The organism is Proteus sp. G2300 (genome assembly GCF_009915965.1).
Lineage (GTDB): Bacteria > Pseudomonadota > Gammaproteobacteria > Enterobacterales > Enterobacteriaceae > Proteus > Proteus vulgaris.
On record NZ_JAABNK010000004.1, the window covers coordinates 208,168 to 230,907 of the forward strand.

A 22,740-nucleotide genomic window follows, 5' to 3' on the forward strand; every position below is an offset into this window, starting at 1 on the left:
TCTATACCTGATTGGTTTATTCCCCAAGCCATTGTAGAAAGCGGGGATATTTTTTTGTTTTTAGAATAATAGCGTACAAGAAAAGGGCGCTAATGAAATATACGCCCTTCTCTTAAAATTATTGTTTTTTCTTCACTGGACGTTTCCATCCACTGATATGAGTTTGCTTAACTCGACTGATCACTAATTCATTTTCATTCACGTTTTTAGTGAGTGTTGTTCCTGCACCAATGGTTGCACCATTAGCAACAGTAACTGGCGCCACTAACTGAGTATCGGAACCAATAAAGACATCATCACCAATAACTGTTTTGAATTTATTCGCACCATCGTAGTTACAAGTGATAGTCCCAGCACCAATATTAACATTAGCACCTACTTCAGTATCACCTAAGTAAGTCAGATGACCGGCTTTAGAGCCAACACCTAAACTTGCTTTTTTCATCTCAACAAAGTTACCAACGTGAGCTTTATCCGCCAATTCACTACCCGGGCGAAGACGTGCAAATGGCCCCACAGTACACTCTTGTGCTAAATTTGCATCCTCGATCACCGTATATGGGCTGATAATAGAATCATCACCAATCACACAGTTTTTTAGAACACACCCTGTACCAATTTCAACGTTATTGCCTAAAGTGACATCGCCTTCAATAATCACGTTAGTATCAATCACGACGTCTTTACCGTGAGTTAGCGTACCACGTAAATCAAAACGCGCAGGATCAAGCAACATGACACCTTCGAGTAATAAGCGTTCTGCTTGTTCTGTTTGGTAAATCCGTTCTAATGCAGCCAGTTGTAAACGGTTATTCACCCCTTCCATTTCACTATGGCGACGAGGATGAGCCGTTTCAATTTTACGACCTTCTTTATGCGCTAACGCGATAATGTCAGTAATGTAATACTCTTTTTGTGCATTGTTATTATCGAGCTTACCTAACCAACGTTTTAAATCACCACCGTTTGCGACTAAAATGCCGGTATTGATTTCATTAATTTTGAGTTGTTCTTCAGACGCATCTTTTTGTTCGATAATGCCAATTACTTCACCATTTTCACGAACAATACGACCATAGCCAGTTGGATTATCTAAAATAACCGTTAATAAACCAATACCGCCTTCTGGTTTGACTTCAATTAAACGTTCTAATGTTTCTTTGGTGATAAGAGGAACATCACCATAAAGCATCAGGATATCTTCATCATCAGCAAAGAAAGGCGCGGCTTGCTGCATTGCGTGACCCGTTCCTAGTTGCTCTGCTTGTAGTACCCAATTAACAGGTTGTGAACCTAATTTTTCTTTCATTAGTTCACCACCATGTCCATAGACAAGGTGTGTTTGTTGAGCACCTAATGACTTAGCAGTATCAATCACATGTTGAACCATGGATTTACCCGCAAGTTTATGAAGAACTTTAGGTAACTGTGAATACATGCGGGTGCCTTTTCCCGCAGCAAGAATAACAACGCTTTTAGCTGAATTAGACATAATTAACCTGATAACTCCCGTAAAGAATGGCAAGTAAACCTGTTTATGCCAAATAATACTACATATTTCGTCACACAAAATATTTCATGACGCAAAAAAGCCAGTTAGCTAAGAACCAACTGGCTTTTTTATTCATAGACTGCCTATTTACATCAACGTCGAGTCAGTTCGATTACACGTAGTTTTGCAATCGCTTTGGCTAATTCTGCTGATGCTTGAGCATAATCAACATCACCATGAGAGGATTGAATGTGTTCTTCAGCTTTACGCTTAGATTCCAACGCTTTCGCTTCATCCAAATCACGACCACGGATAGCTGTATCTGCCAGTACAATGACGCCCGTCGGCTGAACTTCGAGAATACCACCTGAAAGGTAGATAACCTCTTCTTCGCCCGATGTTTTTACGACACGTACCATGCCCGGTTTTATGGCAGTTAATAACGGGGTATGCTGCGGATAAATACCGAGCTCACCTTCGCTACCAGTTACCTGAATTCGTTTGACTTCGCCGTCATATAACTGCTTTTCAGCGCTGACAACTTTCAGGTGGAACGATGTATCGGCCATATCAACCTCCCGTCAGCCGTATTAAAGCTTCTTAGCTTTTTCTACTGCTTCTTCGATAGTACCAACCATGTAGAACGCCTGCTCTGGCAGGTGGTCATAATCACCGTTCAGAATGCCTTTAAAGCCACGGATAGTGTCTTTCAGGGAAACGAACTTACCTGGTGATCCGGTAAATACTTCAGCAACGAAGAATGGCTGTGACAGGAAGCGCTGGATCTTACGCGCACGCGCAACAACCAGTTTATCTTCTTCTGACAGTTCATCCATACCTAAGATAGCGATGATGTCTTTCAGTTCCTGATAACGTTGCAGGATAGACTGAACACCACGAGCGACATCATAGTGCTCTTGGCCAACTACCAGTGGGTCTAATTGACGACTGGTTGAATCCAGTGGGTCAACCGCAGGGTAGATACCTAATGAAGCAATTTGACGGCTCAGTACAACTGTCGCATCTAAGTGAGCAAACGTTGTTGCTGGTGATGGGTCAGTTAAGTCATCCGCAGGTACGTATACAGCCTGTACAGAGGTGATTGAACCTGTTTTGGTTGAAGTGATACGTTCTTGCAGAACACCCATCTCTTCAGCCAATGTTGGCTGGTAACCTACCGCTGATGGCATACGACCTAACAGTGCTGATACTTCTGTACCGGCTAAGGTATAACGATAGATGTTATCGACGAATAACAGTACGTCACGGCCTTCATCACGGAATTTTTCAGCCATAGTCAGACCCGTCAGTGCTACACGCAGACGGTTTCCTGGTGGCTCATTCATCTGACCATAAACTAACGATACTTTGTCAAGAACGTTAGAATCTGTCATTTCATGATAGAAGTCATTACCCTCACGAGTACGCTCACCAACACCAGCAAATACAGAGTAACCTGAGTGCTCGATCGCGATATTACGGATCAATTCCATCATGTTAACTGTTTTACCAACACCCGCACCACCGAATAGACCTACTTTACCACCTTTAGCAAACGGACAGATTAAGTCCATTACTTTGATACCGGTTTCAAGCAGTTCTTGTGAGTTTGATAACTCTTCGTAGGTTGGTGCTTCACGGTGAATAGACCAACGTTCTTCAGTTGCAATATCACCTTTCATATCAATAGGTGTACCCAGAACGTTCATGATACGTCCCAGTGTTGCTTTACCTACTGGTACTTCAATTGGGTGGCCTAAGTTTTCAACTTTTAAGCCACGGCTTAAACCGTCTGATGTACCCATTGCGATACAACGAACGATACCACCGCCTAACTGTTGCTGAACTTCCAGCACCAGTTTTTCTTTACCATTCATAACCTCAAGAGCGTCATACACTTTAGGGACGCTATCCTGAGGGAATTCGGCGTCCACTACGGCGCCGATTACCTGGACAATCTTTCCAGTAGCCATCTTGAATCCTCTACGTAATTCGTAAACCTAGCTGTTATACCGCGGCTGCACCAGACACAATTTCTGTAAGTTCCTGAGTAATGCTTGCTTGGCGTGCTTTGTTGTACACCAATTGCAGCTCTTTAATCAGGTTACCACCGTTATCTGTAGCGGCTTTCATCGCGACCATTCGGGCGGCCTGCTCACTCGCTAAGTTCTCTACGACGCTCTGGTAAACCTGCGATTCGATATAACGACGCAGTAAAGTATCCAGTAACGCCTTAGGATCAGGTTCGTACAGATAATCCCAAGATTTTTCTTTCAGCTCTTCATCATCACCTGGTGGTAATGGTAAAACCTGAAGAATTTTAGGCTCTTGAGCCATGGTATTGATGAACTTATTTGCCACCACATACAGTTTATCTAAACGACCTTCGTCATAAGCCTGCAACATGATATTGACTGGACCGATAAGGTCTGACAGTTTTGGATCATCGCCCATGCCGGTTACTTGACCAACAACATTTCCGCCCACAGAGCCGAAGAATGAAGCGGCTTTAGAACCCACTAGAGCTAAATCTACCTGTACACCTTTTTCAGACCACTCTTTCATGTCTGCCAGCAGTTTTTTGAACAAGTTAATGTTCAAACCACCACACAAACCACGGTCGGTCGAAACAACCAGGTACCCGACACGTTTAACTTCACGCTCTTCGAGGTATGGATGTTTGTATTCCAGATTCCCTAACGCAAGGTGACCAATCACACTGCGCATGGTTTCTGCATAAGGACGGCTGGCTGCCATGCGTTCCTGCGTTTTACGCATTTTCGACGCGGCGACCATCTCCATCGCTTTAGTGATCTTCTGTGTGTTTTGCACACTGGCGATCTTCGAACGTATCTCTTTTGCGCCGGCCATTTCTGCTTCTCCTCATGAACCAGACGGCCTAATGTTTAACTATTAGGCCGAATAGTTATTACCAGGACTGAGTCGCTTTGAAGTTTTCTAGCACGCCTTTCAGCTTCGCTTCGATTTCTTCGTTATAAGAACCAGTCTGGTTGATTTCTTTCAATAAATCAGCATGTTCACGAGAAGCATAAGCTAATAAAGCCGCTTCAAATGGCACAACTTTTGAAATTTCAACATCTTCCAGATAACCACGCTCTGCTGCATACAGTGATAAAGACTGTTGTGCGACAGACATTGGCTCGTACTGTTTCTGTTTTAGCAATTCAGTCACTTTCTGACCGTGGTTCAATTGTTTACGGGTAGCATCATCCAGATCAGAAGCGAACTGTGAGAATGCTGCCAGCTCACGATACTGCGCAAGTGCAGTACGGATACCACCAGAAAGTTTCTTCATGATCTTAGTCTGAGCTGCACCACCTACACGAGATACGGAGATCCCTGGGTTAACAGCTGGACGGATACCTGCGTTAAACAGGTTAGATTCTAAGAAGATCTGACCATCGGTAATAGAGATTACGTTCGTAGGAACGAATGCAGAAACGTCCCCTGCTTGCGTTTCGATAATTGGTAACGCAGTCAGAGAGCCGGTTTTACCTTTAACTTCACCATTAGTGAAAGCTTCTACGTACTCAGCATTCACACGAGCAGCACGCTCAAGTAAACGGGAGTGCAGATAGAAAACGTCACCTGGATATGCTTCACGTCCTGGTGGGCGACGAAGTAACAGTGAAATTTGACGATATGCGACAGCCTGTTTAGACAGGTCATCATAAATAATCAGAGCATCTTCACCACGGTCACGGAAGTATTCACCCATTGCGCAACCTGAATAAGGCGCGAGGTATTGCAACGCTGCTGATTCTGATGCAGAAGCAACAACAACAATGGTATTTTCTAGCGCGCCATGTTCTTCTAGTTTACGAACAACGTTCGAAATAGTAGAGGCTTTCTGACCAATAGCGACATAAATACATTTAATGCCAGAATCACGTTGGTTGATAATCGCATCGACAGCCAGAGCAGTTTTACCTGTTTGACGGTCACCGATGATCAATTCACGCTGACCACGACCGATTGGGATCATGGCATCGACGGATTTGTAACCTGTTTGTACAGGCTGATCAACGGATTGACGGTCGATAACACCAGGAGCAATCATCTCAACAGGTGAGAAACCATCATGCTCTACTGCACCTTTACCATCAATCGGCTCACCCAGTGTGTTTACCACACGGCCAAGCAGACCACGCCCTACAGGCACTTCCAGAATACGACCTGTACATTTAACTTTCATGCCTTCTGCTAAGTCAGCATAAGGACCCATCACAACCGCACCAACAGAGTCGCGCTCTAAGTTCAGTGCGATAGCGAAACGGTTACCCGGCAGTGCGATCATCTCACCCTGCATAACTTCGGCTAAACCGTGGATACGAATGATACCGTCACTGACGGAAACAATCGTACCTTCATTGTGAGCTTCACTCACTACATTGAACTGAGCAATGCGCTGCTTGATCAGTTCGCTGATTTCAGTGGAATTCAGTTGCATATGCTCCAGTCCCCTTAAGACTGCAAGACGTCAGTTAATCGCTCTAAACGGCCACGAATACTGCCATCGATGACGAGGTCACCGGCGCGTATAATCATGCCTGCGATAACAGACTTATCAATTTTGCAATTCAGCTTCACTTTGCGTGATAGACGTTTTTCCATCGCTGCAGAAATGTTAGCTAGCTGCTGTTTAGTTAGCTCAATGGCAGATGTTACTTCAACGTCAACCGTTGACTCGAGTACTGCGCGCAATTGAATAAATTGGCTCAATACTTCAGGCAACGTTGATAAACGGCCATTCTCAGCCATAACACGAATTAAATTCTGAGCATGTTCATCTAATTGATCGCCACAGAGGTCGGCGAAGATGTTAGCCAGTTTTTCTGATGCTAAAGAACCAGAAAGTAATTCGGTTACCTGCTCATTGCGTGCTACTTCAGCGGTGAACGCCAGCATAACCTGCCATTTATCGACAGCCTGGTTTTCCACAGCAAAGTCAAAAGCTGCTTTGGCGTAGGGGCGAGCTACAGTTGCTATTTCAGACATGCCCCTCCCTCCTTACAGTTCAGCGACCAGTTTATCAACGATGTCGCTATTAGCAGCTTCATCCACGGAACGTTCAATAATTTTCTCGGCACCTGCGATAGCCAGCATTGCGACTTGTTTACGAAGTTCTTCACGAGCACGTTTACGCTCTGCATCCAGTTCGGATTGAGCTTGCGCTACGATCTTACTACGTTCTAGCTCTGCTTCCGCTTTAGCTTCTTCAATCATTTGAGTGCGCTGTTTATTCGCTGACTCAATAATTGCTTGCGCTTCTGCTTTTGCTTTTGCTAGTTGATCGCCTGCATCGGCTTTCGCTAAATCTAAGTCCTTTTTCGCACGTTCTGCAGATGATAAACCGTCAGCAATTTCTTTTTGACGTTTTTCAATGGCCGCCATAATTGGTGGCCATACGAATTTCATACAGAACAAAACAAACAGGACAAATGCGATGGCCTGGCCGAGGATTGTTGCATTTAAATTCACAGCACAATACCTCTTTCTTGGTTATTAACTAACTTGATGCTTTTACTGCTCATTGCCATCATTAGGCAACAGCAAACATCACGTAAAGGCCCAGACCCACAGCAATCATTGGGATGGCGTCAACCAGACCCATAACGATAAAGAACTGTGTACGCAGAAGAGGGATCAGATCAGGCTGACGAGCAGCACCTTCTAAAAATTTGCCTCCGAGGATTCCGATACCGATTGCAGCACCGATTGCAGCTAAACCCATCATAATAGCGGCAGCCATGTACAGCAGATCCATACTCAGGTTTTCCATGACAGTCTCCAGTTTGTTTCAGTTATTTCTTCAAAGAGTTAATAATTAATGTTCTTCAGATGCCATCGACAGATAAACAATCGTTAGAACCATGAAAATAAAGGCTTGTAACGTAATAATCAATATGTGGAATATCGCCCAAGGAAGGCTTAATAACCACTGTGACCACCACGGTAACAGACCAGCAATAAGAATAAAGATCAGTTCACCTGCATACATGTTACCAAACAGTCGAAGACCGAGTGAAACAGGTTTTGATAGCAGGCTTACCCCTTCCAAGATTAAGTTGATAGGAATAAAAATAGGGTGATTAAAAGGCTGTAACGTCAGCTCTTTAGTAAACCCTTTAATGCCTTTCATCTTAATGCTATAGAAAAGGATCAGGATAAATACACCAATTGCCATCGAAAGAGTAATACTCACGTCCGCAGTTGGAACGATGCGTAACGCTGGTAACCCTAAGATGTGTTCACCGATATAAGGGATGAAGTCGATTGGTAATAAATCCAGGGCATTCATTAACAGCACCCAAACGAACACAGTCAATGCCAAAGGTGCAATGACCTTGCTCTTTCCGTGATACATATCACGAACGCTGCTATCAACGAAACCGATGATCATTTCTACTGCAGTCTGGAATTTTCCCGGTACGCCACTGGTTGCTCTTACTGCTACTTTTCTAAACAGCCATAGGAATAATGCTCCCATTAATACTGAAAAGAAAAGTGAGTCAATATTTAACACCCAGAATGATGGCGCATTTTCAGCATGGGGATTGACCAACTCGAAAGTACGTAGGTCCAACTGAAGGTTATTCAGGTGGTGACCTATGTAGTCTCTAGTGGTTAATGCTTCTCCTGATGCAGACATGATGCCAATTACCCTTTTGTTGTTAAAAACGCTAACCGTTAATGACGGCTGGTGCAACGACCTGCATAACAAGCACCGCTAAGTAGGTCATGACCAGTGGTGCAAATGCCGCTTTAAACACTCCTAAAGCAACAATCAGCAAGGCTATTGATAATATAACCTTCAACCCTTCACTGAAAGCAAAAAGCCAGTTTATGCGAACTGGAGCTTCTTCTTCGTTGACTTTTTGTAAGCGCATTAACAATAAAAAAGCAATATTGGGTAACCAACATGCTATTCCGCCTAAAAAAGCCGAAAAACTCCAGTCTGTACTCTTTAAGTAGAAAACCGCACTGAGAATAACAAAAGTCATAAACTGCAAAAATAACAGTTTCAGTGCAACTTTCCCGTTGTAGAGGGAGACAGACATGACGTTTGTATTCTCCAGACTAGCTATCGTAAAAGGTATTACTGAATGATGTATCAAACTGTCTTTGCTATAAAGTGTCAAGTGACAAAAACGAGCAAATTATACGGGGCGTGGCAATGAATTCAATCAATAAGTAGCGAAAAAGTGAAGATTAATTTAAATTTCTTACCAAGGTTCCATTTATGAAAAATGATTAAGGACAAAAAGAGTAAAAATAATAGAGCCGAATAAAATAAATAGCGTGATATATATCACAAATATAAAAGTATAAATAAAACTTATTTCATAAAATATACAACTGAGTTAACAATTAACTTCCTTTTTATGAAAAATTTAGTACGAATTGAAAAAAAATTGACTCATTTTCAATTAAATAAATTCAATATTTTTATAATGCACAGAATTATTAATTTATTTTGGAAATAAAATAAGAAAAACTCAGGCTACAAAGCGAATTAACACGAAAGATAATAAAATGTTAATTTATTGTTTTATTAAAGTAAAATTCAATGCTTCTTATAATTCCCCATAAAACAAATGGCGATAACATTGTAAATGTTATCGCCAGAGCACAAAAAATGAAAAAAAGGTCAATAAGACACACAAAGGTTGACTAAATAATCACCAAATGTCTTTGTTCATTCAATTCAGGAATGGATAAACTGATCACTTTCTTAGGTGCCTTTAAGCCACTATCAGCAAGTTCATCCAACTCTTCTTGATGAATTTGTCCTTTTAATGCATAAAAATACCCTTGTTCTTCAGCCACTAAATGAGAACACCAAGAAAGCATGTCTTTCATAGATGCAAATGCACGACTGATAACACCATCAAAAGGTTTCTCAGGTTGGTATTCTTCAACACGATATTGAATAGGCTCGATGTTATGAAGCCCTAATTCATGTTGAACTTGCTTCATAAAGCGAACGCGCTTACCTAAGCTATCCAATAAGACAAAGTGATGATCGGGACGCATTATCGCCAAAGGAATACCGGGTAATCCTGGCCCGGTACCTACATCAATAAATCTTTCGCCTTCAAGGTATTGGCTAACCACAATACTATCCAATATATGGCGGATTAGCATTTGCTGTGGATCTCTTACTGAGGTCAGGTTATACGCTTTATTCCACTTATCAAGCATCATCACATAACCCGTTAACTTTTCAGCTTGAATATCTGTTAGCTCAATATTGGCTTGCTTAGCCAGCTTTTTTAGCCGATTAAGTAAGTCACTCATGATGCGCTCCTGCGTAATAAGCCTTGTTTTTTTAACCATACTAATAAAATAGAGATGGCGGCGGGAGTTACACCTGAGATCCTTGATGCTTGACCGATAGATGTCGGTTTATGATCGTTAAGTTTGGCAATAACTTCGTTAGATAACCCACTCACTTGCTTGTAGTCGAGATCTATCGGCAGTGCCGCATTTTCATTACGTAGCTTTTTTTCGATCTCTTCTTGTTGGCGGTTAATATAACCTTCGTATTTTACTTGGATCTCAACTTGCTCTGCCGCTTGTGGTCTTGAATCATCAATACCCGGTGCAAAACGAGTGATATTTTTTAGTATGTCATACGTCATTTCAGGACGACGCAATAAATCTTCACCATTCGCTTCTTTAGATAACGGTGTGTTTAGTAATTTATTGATTTCAGAAAGGTTATCAGCTTGAGGGTGAACCCATATATTTCTTAAACGCTGACGTTCTTTTTCAACAAGCTCAACTTTTTCACTAAATTGTGCCCAACGGTTATCATCAACCATGCCTAATTCACGAGCTATTTCTGTCAGACGTAAATCAGCATTATCTTCACGTAACATCAAGCGATATTCCGCACGAGACGTAAACATACGGTATGGTTCTTTTGTACCAAGAGTACAAAGATCATCAACCAATACACCAATGTAAGCTTGATCACGACGTGGGAACCAACCATCTTGATCATAGGCATAACGTGCAGCATTAAGGCCTGCTAACATCCCTTGAGCAGCCGCTTCTTCATAGCCTGTTGTGCCATTAATTTGGCCAGCAAAGAATAACCCATTGATAAATTTGCTTTCTAAAGTTTGTTTTAGATCTCGGGGATCGAAAAAGTCATATTCAATAGCATAACCCGGTCTAATGATCTTCGCATTTTCCATACCCTTCATAGAATTTACGATTTGCATTTGAACATCAAAAGGTAAGCTTGTTGAAATACCATTTGGGTAAATTTCGTTACTGGTTAAACCTTCTGGCTCTAAAAAGATCTGATGCGAATTACGATCAGCAAATCGCATCACTTTATCTTCAATAGATGGGCAATAACGAGGCCCTATTCCTTCGATGACTCCAGCATACATTGGGCTACGATCGAGGTTATTACGAATAACGTCGTGAGTTTTTTCGTTAGTGTATGTGATATGGCAAGGTATTTGCTCCGGATGTTGATCCACATTACCTAAAAACGAAAAAACAGGCATCGGTGTATCACCTAATTGAACAGCCAATTGGCTAAAATCAATGGTTCTAGCATCAATACGTGGTGGTGTTCCTGTTTTTAATCGACCGACACGTAAAGGTAATTCGCGTAATCGGTGTGATAGCGATACTGAAGGTGGATCTCCTGCTCGTCCACCACTGTAGTTTTCTAAACCAATGTGGATTTTTCCATCAAGGAAAGTTCCTACAGTTAAAACAACTGATTTAGCACGGAATTTTAATCCCATACGGGTAACTGCACCCGTTACTTGGTCATTTTCAACAATCAGATCTTCTACTGGTTGTTGGAAGATCATCAAATTAGGTTGATTTTCAAGTGTTGTACGAACTGCTTGGCGGTAAAGAACACGGTCTGCTTGTGCTCTTGTGGCTCTTACAGCGGGCCCCTTACTTGCATTAAGGGTTCTAAATTGAATACCAGCATGGTCAATAGCGGTTGCCATTAATCCACCCATGGCATCGATCTCTTTTACCAGATGCCCTTTACCAATCCCACCAATAGCTGGGTTACAAGACATTTGGCCCAAAGTATCAATATTGTGGGTCAGTAATAGGGTTTGACGCCCCATACGAGCTGCTGCCATAGCGGCTTCTGTACCGGCGTGACCACCACCAATGACGATGACGTCAAAGTGTTCTGGATAAAACATGTGTGAACCTTAAATGTTACGAATGCTGAATGTGTTGCATTGGGAAAACGAATTCTACTCAACTTTTTGACAGATACAAGCGAGCTGATCCGCAGGTAATTATTTAAAGATCTTTTTATTTAAAGATCTCTTTATTAGATCTTTTATTAAGGAAGCGATCCTCTGTGGATAAGTGGATTTTCTATTTAAAGATCATAAAAGTGTAAAGGATCATATACTGTGAATGATCCGTGATCTATCTGCTGATAAGCTGGGATCAAAATGACGACTTATGCACAGGTCATTTCTTGATAGAGGCTTATACAATGGATAACTACGGGTTAACCCCTGCTTTTAGGCAGAGTTATCCACATCTGTTTGCTGTTTTTTTGTGCAAATTAAAGTAAATTTTTCCAAGAAGCTATCCATTCTTCAGCTGGATCTTCCGGAATGTCATACTTTTGAATATCAATTTCGAGACGATCACCAAGGCGAGTAGCCCCTTTCTCTATTAATTTTTGATCCAATGTTCTGATCGCACCACAGAAAGTGTCGTATTCACTACTTCCTATACCGATAGCACCAAAAGAGACATTGCTAAGATCAATAGCGTTTGCCGAAATCTCATCAGCAAAAGGCTGTAGGTTGTCAGGAATATCGCCTGCACCATGTGTGGAGGTAACCACCAGCCAGATCCCTTGATTTGGAAGATCATTGAGTGAAGGGCCATGGTGCACATCAGTCTCAAAACCTTCTTCAGATAAGATCTCTGCAAGATGTTCTGCGACATATTCAGCACTACCCATGGTACTGCCACTAATTAGAGTGACTTTTTTCATTAATGATCTCCTTATGTTCAAGACGCGCTATTGTACGCTGTGAATCACTTGGGATCTACCTGTGGATAATGTGGTTATAAAAAAAAATAAGAATTTATCCTTATGGCTTGATCGTCCTCATTATCGGGTTTTGCAGAGAGATCAATGTTTCGGTTGATTGAATTTCATCAATTGTCTGAATTTTGTTGATAAGTACATCTTGTAGCGCTTCTATACTTTTACACATTACCTTAATAAAAATACTGTATTGCCCTGTTGTGTAGTACACCTCTACTACTTCATCTAACTTATCTAACTTGTCTAATGCTGTGTGGTAATCTTTTGCACTTTTTAAAATGATGCCAATAAAACAGCAGACATCAAAACCTAATTGCTTTGCACTAATATCGACACGTGTTCCCGTAATAATTCCCGCTTGCTTCATTTTTTCTACACGAACATGAATTGTGCCCGGGCTTACTTCGAATTTTTTGGCTAATTCAGCGTAAGGTGTTCTCGCATTCGCCATTAATGCGTGAAGTATGTCACGATCGAGATTGTCGATCTGATAAATATTGTCCATAAACTCCTCCTATTTTTAACGATAATACATTTTTATAACGTTATTTTTAACGATTTAAAACAAGCAAGGCTATTTTTAATGAAGTATATTGAATTTAGTACCCATTTTGTTGCTTAATCTATATCAGCGAAACACAACATCACCACTAGGGACATAAAAATGGAAAAATCATTCATTCAGACTCAACAGCAAATTAGCTTTGTTAAATCATATTTTTCTCGCCTGCTGGAAAAAGAATTAGGACTGATTGAAGTTCAAGGACCGATCTTAAGTCGCCTTGGTGATGGAACTCAAGATAACTTATCTGGGCATGAGAAGGCGGTACAAGTTAAAGTCAAATCTTTACCAGATTCTACCTTTGAAGTCGTTCATTCATTAGCTAAATGGAAGCGTAAAACGTTAGGTCGTTTTGGATTTAGTTCTGGTCAGGGGCTTTATACACATATGAAAGCGTTGCGACCAGACGAAGATCGCTTAACTCAGATCCACTCAGTGTATGTTGATCAGTGGGACTGGGAAAAAGTGATGGAAGCTAAGGATCGTACTGTTCCTTATCTTAAGCAGACAGTGGGTAAAATTTATCAGGCAATAAAAGAAACTGAAAAAGCCGTCAGCGAAGAATTTGGTCTGGTACCGTTCCTACCAGATCAAATTCAATTTATCCACACTGAAGAGTTATTGCGCCGTTATCCTGACCTTGATGCTAAAGGTCGTGAAAAAGCGATAGCAAAAGAATATGGTGCCGTTTTCTTAATTGGTATTGGTGGCAAACTTTCAAGTGGCGAATCTCATGATGTTAGAGCGCCTGATTATGATGACTGGACGACACCAAACGAAGAGGGATTTGAAGGTTTAAACGGTGACATTTTAGTCTGGAACCCTGTATTACAAGATGCGTTTGAGTTGTCATCAATGGGTATCCGTGTTGATCCTGAAACATTAATGCGCCAGTTAACTCTGACAGATGATACTAAGCGCTTAGAGCTTGATTGGCACAAAGCATTAATGCATGGCGATATGCCACAAACTATTGGTGGTGGTATCGGTCAATCGCGTTTAGTAATGCTACTTCTGCAAAAAGAGCATATTGGACAAGTGCAGTGCGGTGTGTGGGAAAAAGATACCCGTTTAGCTTTCGCTGATATGCTGTAATTATTGACGCCAGCGTCGAAGTAAACGACTTTTTAATCCAGTATCAAAACGCCATATATGGTCAAATATTTTCATGATGCTGGGTTTACCGTAATTGGATAGGGTAACCGCATGGAAGCGATTGTGCTGTTGCTGTTGGCTTTTTTTGATTTTGTTGATTAGGTTTTCGGGTAACCTTTGGGCGACAAAGTCAGAAATAACAACAGCATCAGCATCTTTCCATGCAGGGCTATTTAGTTTTTCTGCAACATCATCCAAACAGGCACTTAAATCCGTGCCCCCTCTAAATGATTGATTTAAAAATTTGATAAGATCTTGTAGACCGTTAGATGAGGATAACTGGTAATGTACCGTTTCCGTTGAAAATAGCATCACATGACACGAACGATTGTCAGCAAGCGCTATTTTCATCAATGCTAACCCAAAAGCTTTTGCGCACTGTTCATTAAAACCTCCCATTGAACCCGATGTATCAATACACACGATAAATGGTCCTCTAGGCCTTTCTTCATCATGATGATGAGTTACTGGGCGCAAGACAGTACGCTCTTGCCAATTATCACCTTGTAATCGGTAAGTATTAAGTTGTTTTTCCACCAGCTTTCGATAAAACTCATACTCTATTTCATTAATACCTAATAAAGCGAGCTCGGCTGGGAGTAAGCGTAAGATATCGTCACTAAGCCCAATACCGTTAACTTGCTCTGGTGTCGTATCAGGTGCTTTTTCAACGATTGTTATGGGCTCAAAGATAACACTCTCTTCAGGGAGTGATTTCGCTGTTTTGCTTCGGCCTAACAAACTTGCGAGTTTATGTAATTCAGGTTGTTGATCAAGAAAATCGCTATAGCGCTGAATTATTTTTTCATCAAAAGGGGTTTTTGTTAAAACACCTTTACTCATATCCCATAAACGCCCTGCTGCACGCTCATTTTCTGAGAAGGTGTTACTTAAGCTTCCACTTAATGCTAAACGTTCTTGTAGTTCTGCGAGGAGTTGCTCTTGTTCTTGGTCAAATAAGGCTTTGTGTAATGCCGTGACTTGGAAAATTAAACTTATCCGCCAGTGTTGGATAAACAAAGCTTGCTGAGCTGGAGAAAACGGTTTGTTTGTTTTTATAAGCTGGGAGGCTTCTTCAATAAAAGAGGAGTCTAATTTATTTAATTCAGCAAGAATATGTTCAACTTGCTGATTAAATATCGCATTACCTAAGGATTGTGTTTGTTGATAAAGAGCAAACTCATCAGCAACCATTGTGGGGACTAATGTTTCCTTAACTCTTTGTTGTAAGCTTTTTTTCCATTGATGGATATCTTTAAGTAATGCTTTTTTTAATCTTGGGTGCTTTTCAAAAAAAACAGCTAATTGAGGAGAGGCTAATATAGCAATAATAACTTCTTCTATAAGTTGTCCTTCATTTATAGCTAAAAGCATATCTAATGTCGAAAGTGTCAGCATAATATCATCACTTTATTTGGCTTTTTAATTGAGAGAGTTTTTCATTTAGCTGAACAAAACTTTGCTCGATGGAGATAAGCCAATCATTATCAATAAATAAATTTGGTTGGTGATGATTAAATTTTTCTTGTTCACCATAAATTTCTTGAGTCAGATCTTTTACTTTATCTTGCCACTCATTGTTATTCTCAATAAGGGGCGTAGGTGCTGTTTCTTGTTGTTGGTAAAGAGAAGTTGTGCGTCGACTTACATCTAAAATTTCTAATATGCCATCTGGGCGAATTTGAGCATTAATAGATTGAGGAAAACCAATACCATTTAAACGTGCAGACAATTCTTCTCCTTTGGATAAGAAGTTTTCTAATGCTTTGTGTTCAAATGTAATAAAGTTAACTTGAATACTATGAATATGCAGAGGTATGTGTAAAAACAGCGTATATTTATCTGCCTGCATTTTTTCTGGCAGATTAAAATGAACATTACGGCCAAATATTCCACTTTGTTTTTCAAAACGAAAAGCTTGTTGATCTTGTTTGCTTCTCGTTGATTGCATCCACTCAGCCCACAAACCCTCTGTTTTTCTGATCAATTCTAGCTGGTGGTAAGCTTGTTCTGTTAAAAGGTTGTGTAACAGTTTATCTAATAATGCAAATGATGCTTGATCGTGCCAAAGACAATCTTTTAATAAAATAAGATCTAATGGAGAAATAGTACTACGACCATTAAAGAATGCACTGGCTTGTAAAAGACGAACCGCTTTTTTCCAACGTCTATCAGAAACATAAGGAGCAGTATCACTTTTATCTAAAGACTCACGAAGTTGATAAATTAAATCGAATAAATGGTCATCTAATGTGATTTTTTCTAATTCTGATTGCCAGCGTGAAAATTCTTCTGTGGTAATTTGAATATGGGCCGGAATATGAAAAGAACCAACTTCTTTATTAACGAGTAAAGCACGAAAGTTTTTCTTATCTTGCACTTTTGTTAGCCAAATTCGGATTAGCATTCGGTCATAAAGTGCTTCAAGACTACTATCTGCATCAGGTAATTCATTCGAAGCTGAAACTAATAAGCGCATGGGGATGCAAACTTCAGTTTCTCCATTTCTAAATTTACGTTCATTTATGGCTGTTAATAACGTATTGAGAATAGCAGGCCCCGCTTTCCATATTTCATCAAGAAAGACTACTTCAGCATCAGGTAAATAGCCATCAACTAAACGTTGGTATTTACCTTCATCTTTTAAAGCTTGAATAGATAAAGGGCCAAAAATTTCTTCCGGTGTGGAAAAACGTGTCATTAAATATTCAAATGCTTTTGCCTCTTTAAAAGCTTCTTTCATCCTTCTTGCTATTAAGCTTTTAGCAATTCCAGGAGGACCTAGTAAAAAAACACTTTCACCACTCAGTGCGGCAAGTAAACAAAGACGGATAGCAGACTGTCGCTCATAAAGGCCAGTCTCAAGGTATTGGCTAAGTTGTGAAATCCGTTCTGCTAGTTGCATAAACACTCCTAATAGTGGGTACTTATTTTCATTATTCCCCGAAAATATCAGAAAAGGATCGCTGACATATAGTCAAACATTCTATTAGCACACAAATTGTTTATAACAAAAATCGATTCAGCTTCCTACTGCTTATTTTTGGTTCTTTTTTGTTTTACTAGCGAAACGTTTCGATGGTGATCACATTTTTCCATTAATGTTACTGAGATGATCGGTTTAAAATATTGCATGTTATTTATGCTATACATTTAGAATTTATTATTGAGAGTAAGGAAAAATCATGGAAGCGAAGAAACTTGTGATTTTAGGTAGTGTTAATGCTGATCATATTCTTAATGTTGCCCACTTTCCGCTTCCTGGTGAAACCATTTCAGGTAATCAATTTCAACTGGTATTCGGCGGTAAAGGAGCGAATCAAGCAGTCGCTGCTGGGCGTTGTGGGGCTAATATTTCATTTCTTGCTTGTTTGGGAAATGATGATATTGGCCAAAAAGCTAAGGCCCAATTAATTACTGACAACATTAAAACTCATAGTATTGAGTTAATTGATGATGAATCAACCGGTGTTGCCCTGATTTTTGTTAATCAGCAGGGAGAAAATGTCATTGGTATTCATGCTGGTGCTAATGGTCGGTTAGATACACATTATGTGCAACGTCATGGCGGTATTATAAAAGAAGCCGATGCGTTATTAATGCAATTAGAATCACCTCTTGATTCGGTGTTAAAAGCAGCTGAAATTGCAAAACAAGAAAATGTGCAGGTAATATTAAATCCGGCTCCTGCTCAAGCACTACCTGATGAATTACTTTCATTGGTGGATATTATTACGCCCAATGAAACCGAGACTGAATATTTGACTGGAATTAAAGTCGTTGATGATGAAAGTGCACAGCAAGCAGCAGAGGTTTTACATAATAAAGGAATTAAAACAGTGCTTATTACATTAGGCAGTCGTGGTGTTTGGGTGAGTGAACAAAATAATAGGGGTTGTATTGTTCCAGCTTTTAAAGTGAAAGCCGTAGATACCATAGCTGCTGGTGATACCTTTAATGGGGCTTTAATAACTGCTTTATTAGAAGGACAGCCTATGATGACAGCGATTAAATTTGCTCATGCTGCGGCTGCAATTGCTGTGACTCGTTCTGGTGCTCAGCCTTCTGTACCTTGGCGTCATGAAGTTGATACTTTTTTATCTACATCGTTATCGTGATCTTCTTTATAAAGCAGAAATAAAAAGAGAGCTTAAGCTCTCTTTTCTATTTTAGTCTGAATAAAAGTAATTAGCTTTTTTTCTTTTTATTTGTGAGGTTATCGCCATCATGTTTATCAAGGAGTAAAAACACGAAGGAGGATAGTAACGTAATAATGCCTACGGTAATAAAAGTATAGTGGAAGTTATCTACAGTCGAGCCTACATTTTCAGTATCAAAATATCCTAAGATAGATGCGCTAACGGCAATACCAAAACTAATCGCTAATTGTTGAGTGACAGCTAAAACACTATTTCCTGAACTTGCATTATTATCTGTTAAGTCTGCCAATGAAATTGTATTCATTGATGTAAATTGTATCGACATGACCACACCTAATAAAAAGAGCGGAATAACAAGATAGTAAATAGACATGTCAGGAGATTGAAGTGAAAATTGAGCGATCATCAAACCAATAATAATAGTGATAGCAAAGAGCGTTCGGCGATAGCTAAATTTCACTAAGATCTTGGTGACAAATGATTTGGCTAAAATAGAGCCCAGAGCCATTGGCGCCATCATCATACCGGAAACAATAGCTGGGTAACCAAAACCGACTTGCAACATAAGCGGCATTAAAAAAGGAATACAGCCAGTCCCTAGTCTTGTTGCGATATTTCCTGCAATACCAACAGAGAAGGTCCGTGTTTTAAATATATTTAATGGAATAAGTGGTTGCTGGTGGCGTCTTGCATGATTGATATATAAACCAAGTAAAGAAAAACCACCTAAAATAACGGCTATAGGGATGTAGCGAGAGATATTTTTATCACCAAAAAGATCAAGACTAACGGAAAGCATCACTAAGCCAAAACCAAAGAAAATAAAACCAAGTAAATCAAACTTACGTTTTGGCATGGTGAAATTAGGCATATGCTTTATGGCATAGAAAATACCTAATAGGCCAATAGGAATATTAATAATAAATATCCAATGCCAAGAGGCATAAGTGACCAGTATCCCGCCTAAGAGAGGTCCTATTATTGGACCAACAAGCCCTGGCATCGTAACAAAGTTTAAAATAGGCAATAATTCACTACGTGGATAGGCTCTTAATAAAGCAAGTCGTGCAACAGGCATCATCATTGCCCCTCCTATTCCTTGTATAATTCGTGAAATAACAAGAAAAGAGAGGTTAGGAGAAAGTGCACATAATAAAGAACCTGCAGAAAATAAAGAAACTGCAATAATAAAAATTTGGCGAGTTCCAAATCTGTCGGCTAGCCATCCACTAACTGGAATTAATAATGCCACAGTTAATGTGTAGCTAATAATGGCAGATTGCATGGCGAGCGGTGAGTGATTAAGGCTCTTGGCTATATCAGGTAATGCCGTATTAAGAATGGTTGCATCGAGAGCTTGCATAAAAAAAGCCATTGCAGCTATCCAAGGCAACCCAGACATATTTTTGGCGGATTTCAACATGAAGCATATACCGTCTGTTCTATATTTTGATTATCGCTTCATTATAAACAGAAAACCTACAATTTTTGTATTAAAACTATTCAATCACTCGTTAATAAGATTAAACAGAGATCGCGTGCTTTATTGCCATCACCATCAATAATAGCTTGAACAATCTGGTTATGTGTTTCTGGCTGAACAGTTTCATTACCCACAATAAGATCGAAATACTTTTTATAAGCAGAAAGAAATAATGAGCCAAAAGAGGCAAAGAATGGATTGCCACTGGCTTGATAAATAAGATAGTGAAATTGAGTATCGATATCTAACCAATGTTGCCTATCAAAATTATCATCAAGCAATTGCATTTCTCTGCCGAATAAAGCAAGAGACTGTTTTTGGCTTTCGGTTGCATTAAATGCAGCTAAATAACAAGCTTGAGGTTCTATAGCTAAACGAACATGATGAAAGTAGTGGCTGACTTTATTAAATTCACCACTGTCTATCCACCAATTAAGAAGATCATTATCTAATAAGTTCCAGTTCTGCATTGGTGTTACTCGAGTGCCTATTCTTGGGCGAGGTAAAAGCATTCCTTTTGCCGCAAGCATTTTTATCGCTTCTCGAATAACGGTTCTACTAACAGAGAGTAATTCTGCTAATTCTATTTCTCCTGGTAACAAAGATTCAGGTTCGTAATGACTAGAAAGAATTTGTTTACCTAATTTTTCAGCAACAATATAAGAAAGGTTTTTTTGAGAAGCTGAACGTTGGTCGCTAAATTGCATAATAAAGGTTACCTATACCATAATTTATCTTCTATCTTACGTGAGTCAGCTATAGAAAGCTGTTCGGATTTTACGCTATTAGCATAGAAATAGAGCGTTTTTCCGTGTTTTGCTGAAAAAAAAAGCGAACGAAAAATTATTTTAAAAAAACACTTGCGCTAATCCGAGATCTCCCTATAATGCGCATCCACTGACCGACGATGAGCTGACAACAGCCACGAAGGACAGCGAAGAGAAAAGAAAAAAGTTTGAAAAAACTCTTGACTCTTCAGAGGAATAACGTAATATACGCCTCCTCGCAACAACGCAGAAGACCGGAAACGGCAGCGAATGTTGCACTGCTCTTTAACAAATTATCAGACAATCTGTGTGGGCACTCGCAGAGACGATATCTTCTAAAATATTAGATGTATCAAGTCTTGAAGAGTGAACAACAAAAGTAAATTCATTTATGAATAGCTAAGTTTTCGATTTCTTTGAGCATCAAACACTTTTAATTGAAGAGTTTGATCATGGCTCAGATTGAACGCTGGCGGCAGGCCTAACACATGCAAGTCGAGCGGTAACAGGAGAAAGCTTGCTTTCTTGCTGACGAGCGGCGGACGGGTGAGTAATGTATGGGGATCTGCCCGATAGAGGGGGATAACTACTGGAAACGGTGGCTAATACCGCATGACGTCTACGGACCAAAGCAGGGGCTCTTCGGACCTTGCGCTATCGGATGAACCCATATGGGATTAGCTAGTAGGTGAGGTAATGGCTCACCTAGGCGACGATCTCTAGCTGGTCTGAGAGGATGATCAGCCACACTGGGACTGAGACACGGCCCAGACTCCTACGGGAGGCAGCAGTGGGGAATATTGCACAATGGGCGCAAGCCTGATGCAGCCATGCCGCGTGTATGAAGAAGGCCTTAGGGTTGTAAAGTACTTTCAGCGGGGAGGAAGGTGATAAAGTTAATACCTTTATCAATTGACGTTACCCGCAGAAGAAGCACCGGCTAACTCCGTGCCAGCAGCCGCGGTAATACGGAGGGTGCAAGCGTTAATCGGAATTACTGGGCGTAAAGCGCACGCAGGCGGTCAATTAAGTCAGATGTGAAAGCCCCGAGCTTAACTTGGGAATTGCATCTGAAACTGGTTGGCTAGAGTCTTGTAGAGGGGGGTAGAATTCCACGTGTAGCGGTGAAATGCGTAGAGATGTGGAGGAATACCGGTGGCGAAGGCGGCCCCCTGGACAAAGACTGACGCTCAGGTGCGAAAGCGTGGGGAGCAAACAGGATTAGATACCCTGGTAGTCCACGCTGTAAACGATGTCGATTTAGAGGTTGTGGTCTTGAACCGTGGCTTCTGGAGCTAACGCGTTAAATCGACCGCCTGGGGAGTACGGCCGCAAGGTTAAAACTCAAATGAATTGACGGGGGCCCGCACAAGCGGTGGAGCATGTGGTTTAATTCGATGCAACGCGAAGAACCTTACCTACTCTTGACATCCAGCGAATCCTTTAGAGATAGAGGAGTGCCTTCGGGAACGCTGAGACAGGTGCTGCATGGCTGTCGTCAGCTCGTGTTGTGAAATGTTGGGTTAAGTCCCGCAACGAGCGCAACCCTTATCCTTTGTTGCCAGCGCGTAATGGCGGGAACTCAAAGGAGACTGCCGGTGATAAACCGGAGGAAGGTGGGGATGACGTCAAGTCATCATGGCCCTTACGAGTAGGGCTACACACGTGCTACAATGGCAGATACAAAGAGAAGCGACCTCGCGAGAGCAAGCGGAACTCATAAAGTCTGTCGTAGTCCGGATTGGAGTCTGCAACTCGACTCCATGAAGTCGGAATCGCTAGTAATCGTAGATCAGAATGCTACGGTGAATACGTTCCCGGGCCTTGTACACACCGCCCGTCACACCATGGGAGTGGGTTGCAAAAGAAGTAGGTAGCTTAACCTTCGGGAGGGCGCTTACCACTTTGTGATTCATGACTGGGGTGAAGTCGTAACAAGGTAACCGTAGGGGAACCTGCGGTTGGATCACCTCCTTACCTAAGAGATACGTGTTATGTGCAGTGCTCACACAGATTGTCTGATGAAGAA

At 40.9% G+C, this 22,740-nt stretch carries 20 protein-coding genes and 1 rRNA gene; 3 read left to right on the plus strand and 18 right to left on the minus strand.

The features are described from left to right. Window positions 1-118: 118 nt before the first annotated feature. From glmU to asnC, 14 genes are all read right to left on the minus strand, one after another. The gene (gene glmU, locus GWI97_RS02230) at window positions 119-1,492 is read right to left on the minus strand and encodes a bifunctional UDP-N-acetylglucosamine diphosphorylase/glucosamine-1-phosphate N-acetyltransferase GlmU (protein ID WP_036933507.1); all 1,374 of its coding nucleotides are present in this window, start codon (window positions 1,490-1,492) and stop codon (window positions 119-121) included. Window positions 1,493-1,644: 152 nt separating this feature from the next. Beyond that, complete coding sequence (locus tag GWI97_RS02235) at window positions 1,645-2,061, minus strand: F0F1 ATP synthase subunit epsilon (protein WP_006534340.1); 417 nt, start codon at window positions 2,059-2,061, stop codon at window positions 1,645-1,647. 21 nt (window positions 2,062-2,082) lie between these two features. Then, window positions 2,083-3,465, minus strand: a complete 1,383-nt coding sequence (gene atpD, locus GWI97_RS02240; RefSeq protein WP_023583323.1) for a F0F1 ATP synthase subunit beta — start codon at window positions 3,463-3,465, stop codon at window positions 2,083-2,085. A 34-nt stretch (window positions 3,466-3,499) separates the two neighbouring features. Further along, window positions 3,500-4,363 (minus strand): F0F1 ATP synthase subunit gamma, encoded by an 864-nt coding sequence (gene atpG / locus GWI97_RS02245; protein ID WP_036933511.1) that lies wholly within the window; start codon window positions 4,361-4,363, stop codon window positions 3,500-3,502. Window positions 4,364-4,421: 58 nt separating this feature from the next. Further along, window positions 4,422-5,963: a F0F1 ATP synthase subunit alpha gene (atpA, locus tag GWI97_RS02250; RefSeq protein WP_036933514.1), complete on the minus strand. Its 1,542-nt coding sequence runs from the start codon at window positions 5,961-5,963 to the stop codon at window positions 4,422-4,424. Between the two features lie 14 nt (window positions 5,964-5,977). Next, entirely contained in the window at window positions 5,978-6,511 is a 534-nt protein-coding gene (gene atpH / locus GWI97_RS02255) for a F0F1 ATP synthase subunit delta (protein ID WP_036933515.1), read from the minus strand. Between the two features lie 12 nt (window positions 6,512-6,523). Then, on the minus strand, window positions 6,524-6,994 hold the full coding sequence (gene atpF / locus GWI97_RS02260; RefSeq protein WP_036933518.1) for a F0F1 ATP synthase subunit B: 471 nt from the start codon (window positions 6,992-6,994) through the stop codon (window positions 6,524-6,526). 61 nt (window positions 6,995-7,055) lie between these two features. Then, complete coding sequence (gene atpE / locus GWI97_RS02265; RefSeq protein ID WP_004246596.1) at window positions 7,056-7,295, minus strand: F0F1 ATP synthase subunit C; 240 nt, start codon at window positions 7,293-7,295, stop codon at window positions 7,056-7,058. 45 nt (window positions 7,296-7,340) lie between these two features. Further along, window positions 7,341-8,165 carry a F0F1 ATP synthase subunit A gene (gene atpB, locus GWI97_RS02270; protein WP_023583322.1) on the minus strand — a complete coding sequence of 275 codons (825 nt, stop codon included), beginning with the start codon at window positions 8,163-8,165 and terminating at the stop codon, window positions 7,341-7,343. Window positions 8,166-8,196: 31 nt separating this feature from the next. Then, window positions 8,197-8,574 (minus strand): F0F1 ATP synthase subunit I, encoded by a 378-nt coding sequence (gene atpI / locus GWI97_RS02275; RefSeq protein WP_036933520.1) that lies wholly within the window; start codon window positions 8,572-8,574, stop codon window positions 8,197-8,199. A gap of 613 nt (window positions 8,575-9,187) precedes the next feature. Then, a complete protein-coding gene (rsmG, locus tag GWI97_RS02280; protein ID WP_036933523.1) occupies window positions 9,188-9,814 on the minus strand; it encodes a 16S rRNA (guanine(527)-N(7))-methyltransferase RsmG in 627 nt (208 codons plus the stop codon). Then, complete coding sequence (mnmG, locus tag GWI97_RS02285) at window positions 9,811-11,709, minus strand: tRNA uridine-5-carboxymethylaminomethyl(34) synthesis enzyme MnmG (protein WP_161751825.1); 1,899 nt, start codon at window positions 11,707-11,709, stop codon at window positions 9,811-9,813. The genes rsmG and mnmG overlap by 4 nt, the downstream gene beginning before the upstream one ends. A gap of 377 nt (window positions 11,710-12,086) precedes the next feature. After that, entirely contained in the window at window positions 12,087-12,527 is a 441-nt protein-coding gene (gene mioC / locus GWI97_RS02290) for an FMN-binding protein MioC (protein WP_087803786.1), read from the minus strand. 100 nt (window positions 12,528-12,627) lie between these two features. Continuing rightward, complete coding sequence (gene asnC / locus GWI97_RS02295; protein WP_036933532.1) at window positions 12,628-13,089, minus strand: transcriptional regulator AsnC; 462 nt, start codon at window positions 13,087-13,089, stop codon at window positions 12,628-12,630. A 159-nt stretch (window positions 13,090-13,248) separates the two neighbouring features. Between asnC and asnA the strand changes: the two genes are divergently transcribed. Continuing rightward, complete coding sequence (asnA, locus tag GWI97_RS02300; RefSeq protein WP_036933533.1) at window positions 13,249-14,241, plus strand: aspartate--ammonia ligase; 993 nt, start codon at window positions 13,249-13,251, stop codon at window positions 14,239-14,241. Here asnA and viaA read toward each other — a convergent pair whose 3' ends face one another. Both viaA and ravA read right to left on the minus strand, forming a co-directional pair. After that, complete coding sequence (gene viaA, locus GWI97_RS02305) at window positions 14,242-15,699, minus strand: ATPase RavA stimulator ViaA (protein WP_036933535.1); 1,458 nt, start codon at window positions 15,697-15,699, stop codon at window positions 14,242-14,244. Between the two features lie 7 nt (window positions 15,700-15,706). Further along, window positions 15,707-17,206, minus strand: coding sequence for an ATPase RavA (ravA, locus tag GWI97_RS02310; protein WP_036933537.1), 1,500 nt, complete (start codon window positions 17,204-17,206; stop codon window positions 15,707-15,709). A 280-nt stretch (window positions 17,207-17,486) separates the two neighbouring features. Here ravA and rbsK point away from each other — a divergent pair, with 280 nt between their 5' ends. Continuing rightward, entirely contained in the window at window positions 17,487-18,419 is a 933-nt protein-coding gene (rbsK, locus tag GWI97_RS02315) for a ribokinase (RefSeq protein WP_036933539.1), read from the plus strand. 70 nt (window positions 18,420-18,489) lie between these two features. Here rbsK and mdtD read toward each other — a convergent pair whose 3' ends face one another. Then, the gene (mdtD, locus tag GWI97_RS02320; RefSeq protein WP_036933541.1) at window positions 18,490-19,884 is read right to left on the minus strand and encodes a multidrug transporter subunit MdtD; all 1,395 of its coding nucleotides are present in this window, start codon (window positions 19,882-19,884) and stop codon (window positions 18,490-18,492) included. 80 nt (window positions 19,885-19,964) lie between these two features. After that, on the minus strand, window positions 19,965-20,651 hold the full coding sequence (locus GWI97_RS02325; protein WP_036933543.1) for a FadR/GntR family transcriptional regulator: 687 nt from the start codon (window positions 20,649-20,651) through the stop codon (window positions 19,965-19,967). A 494-nt stretch (window positions 20,652-21,145) separates the two neighbouring features. Here GWI97_RS02325 and GWI97_RS02330 point away from each other — a divergent pair. Beyond that, window positions 21,146-22,688 (plus strand): 16S ribosomal RNA (locus tag GWI97_RS02330). Window positions 22,689-22,740: the final 52 nt, after the last annotated feature.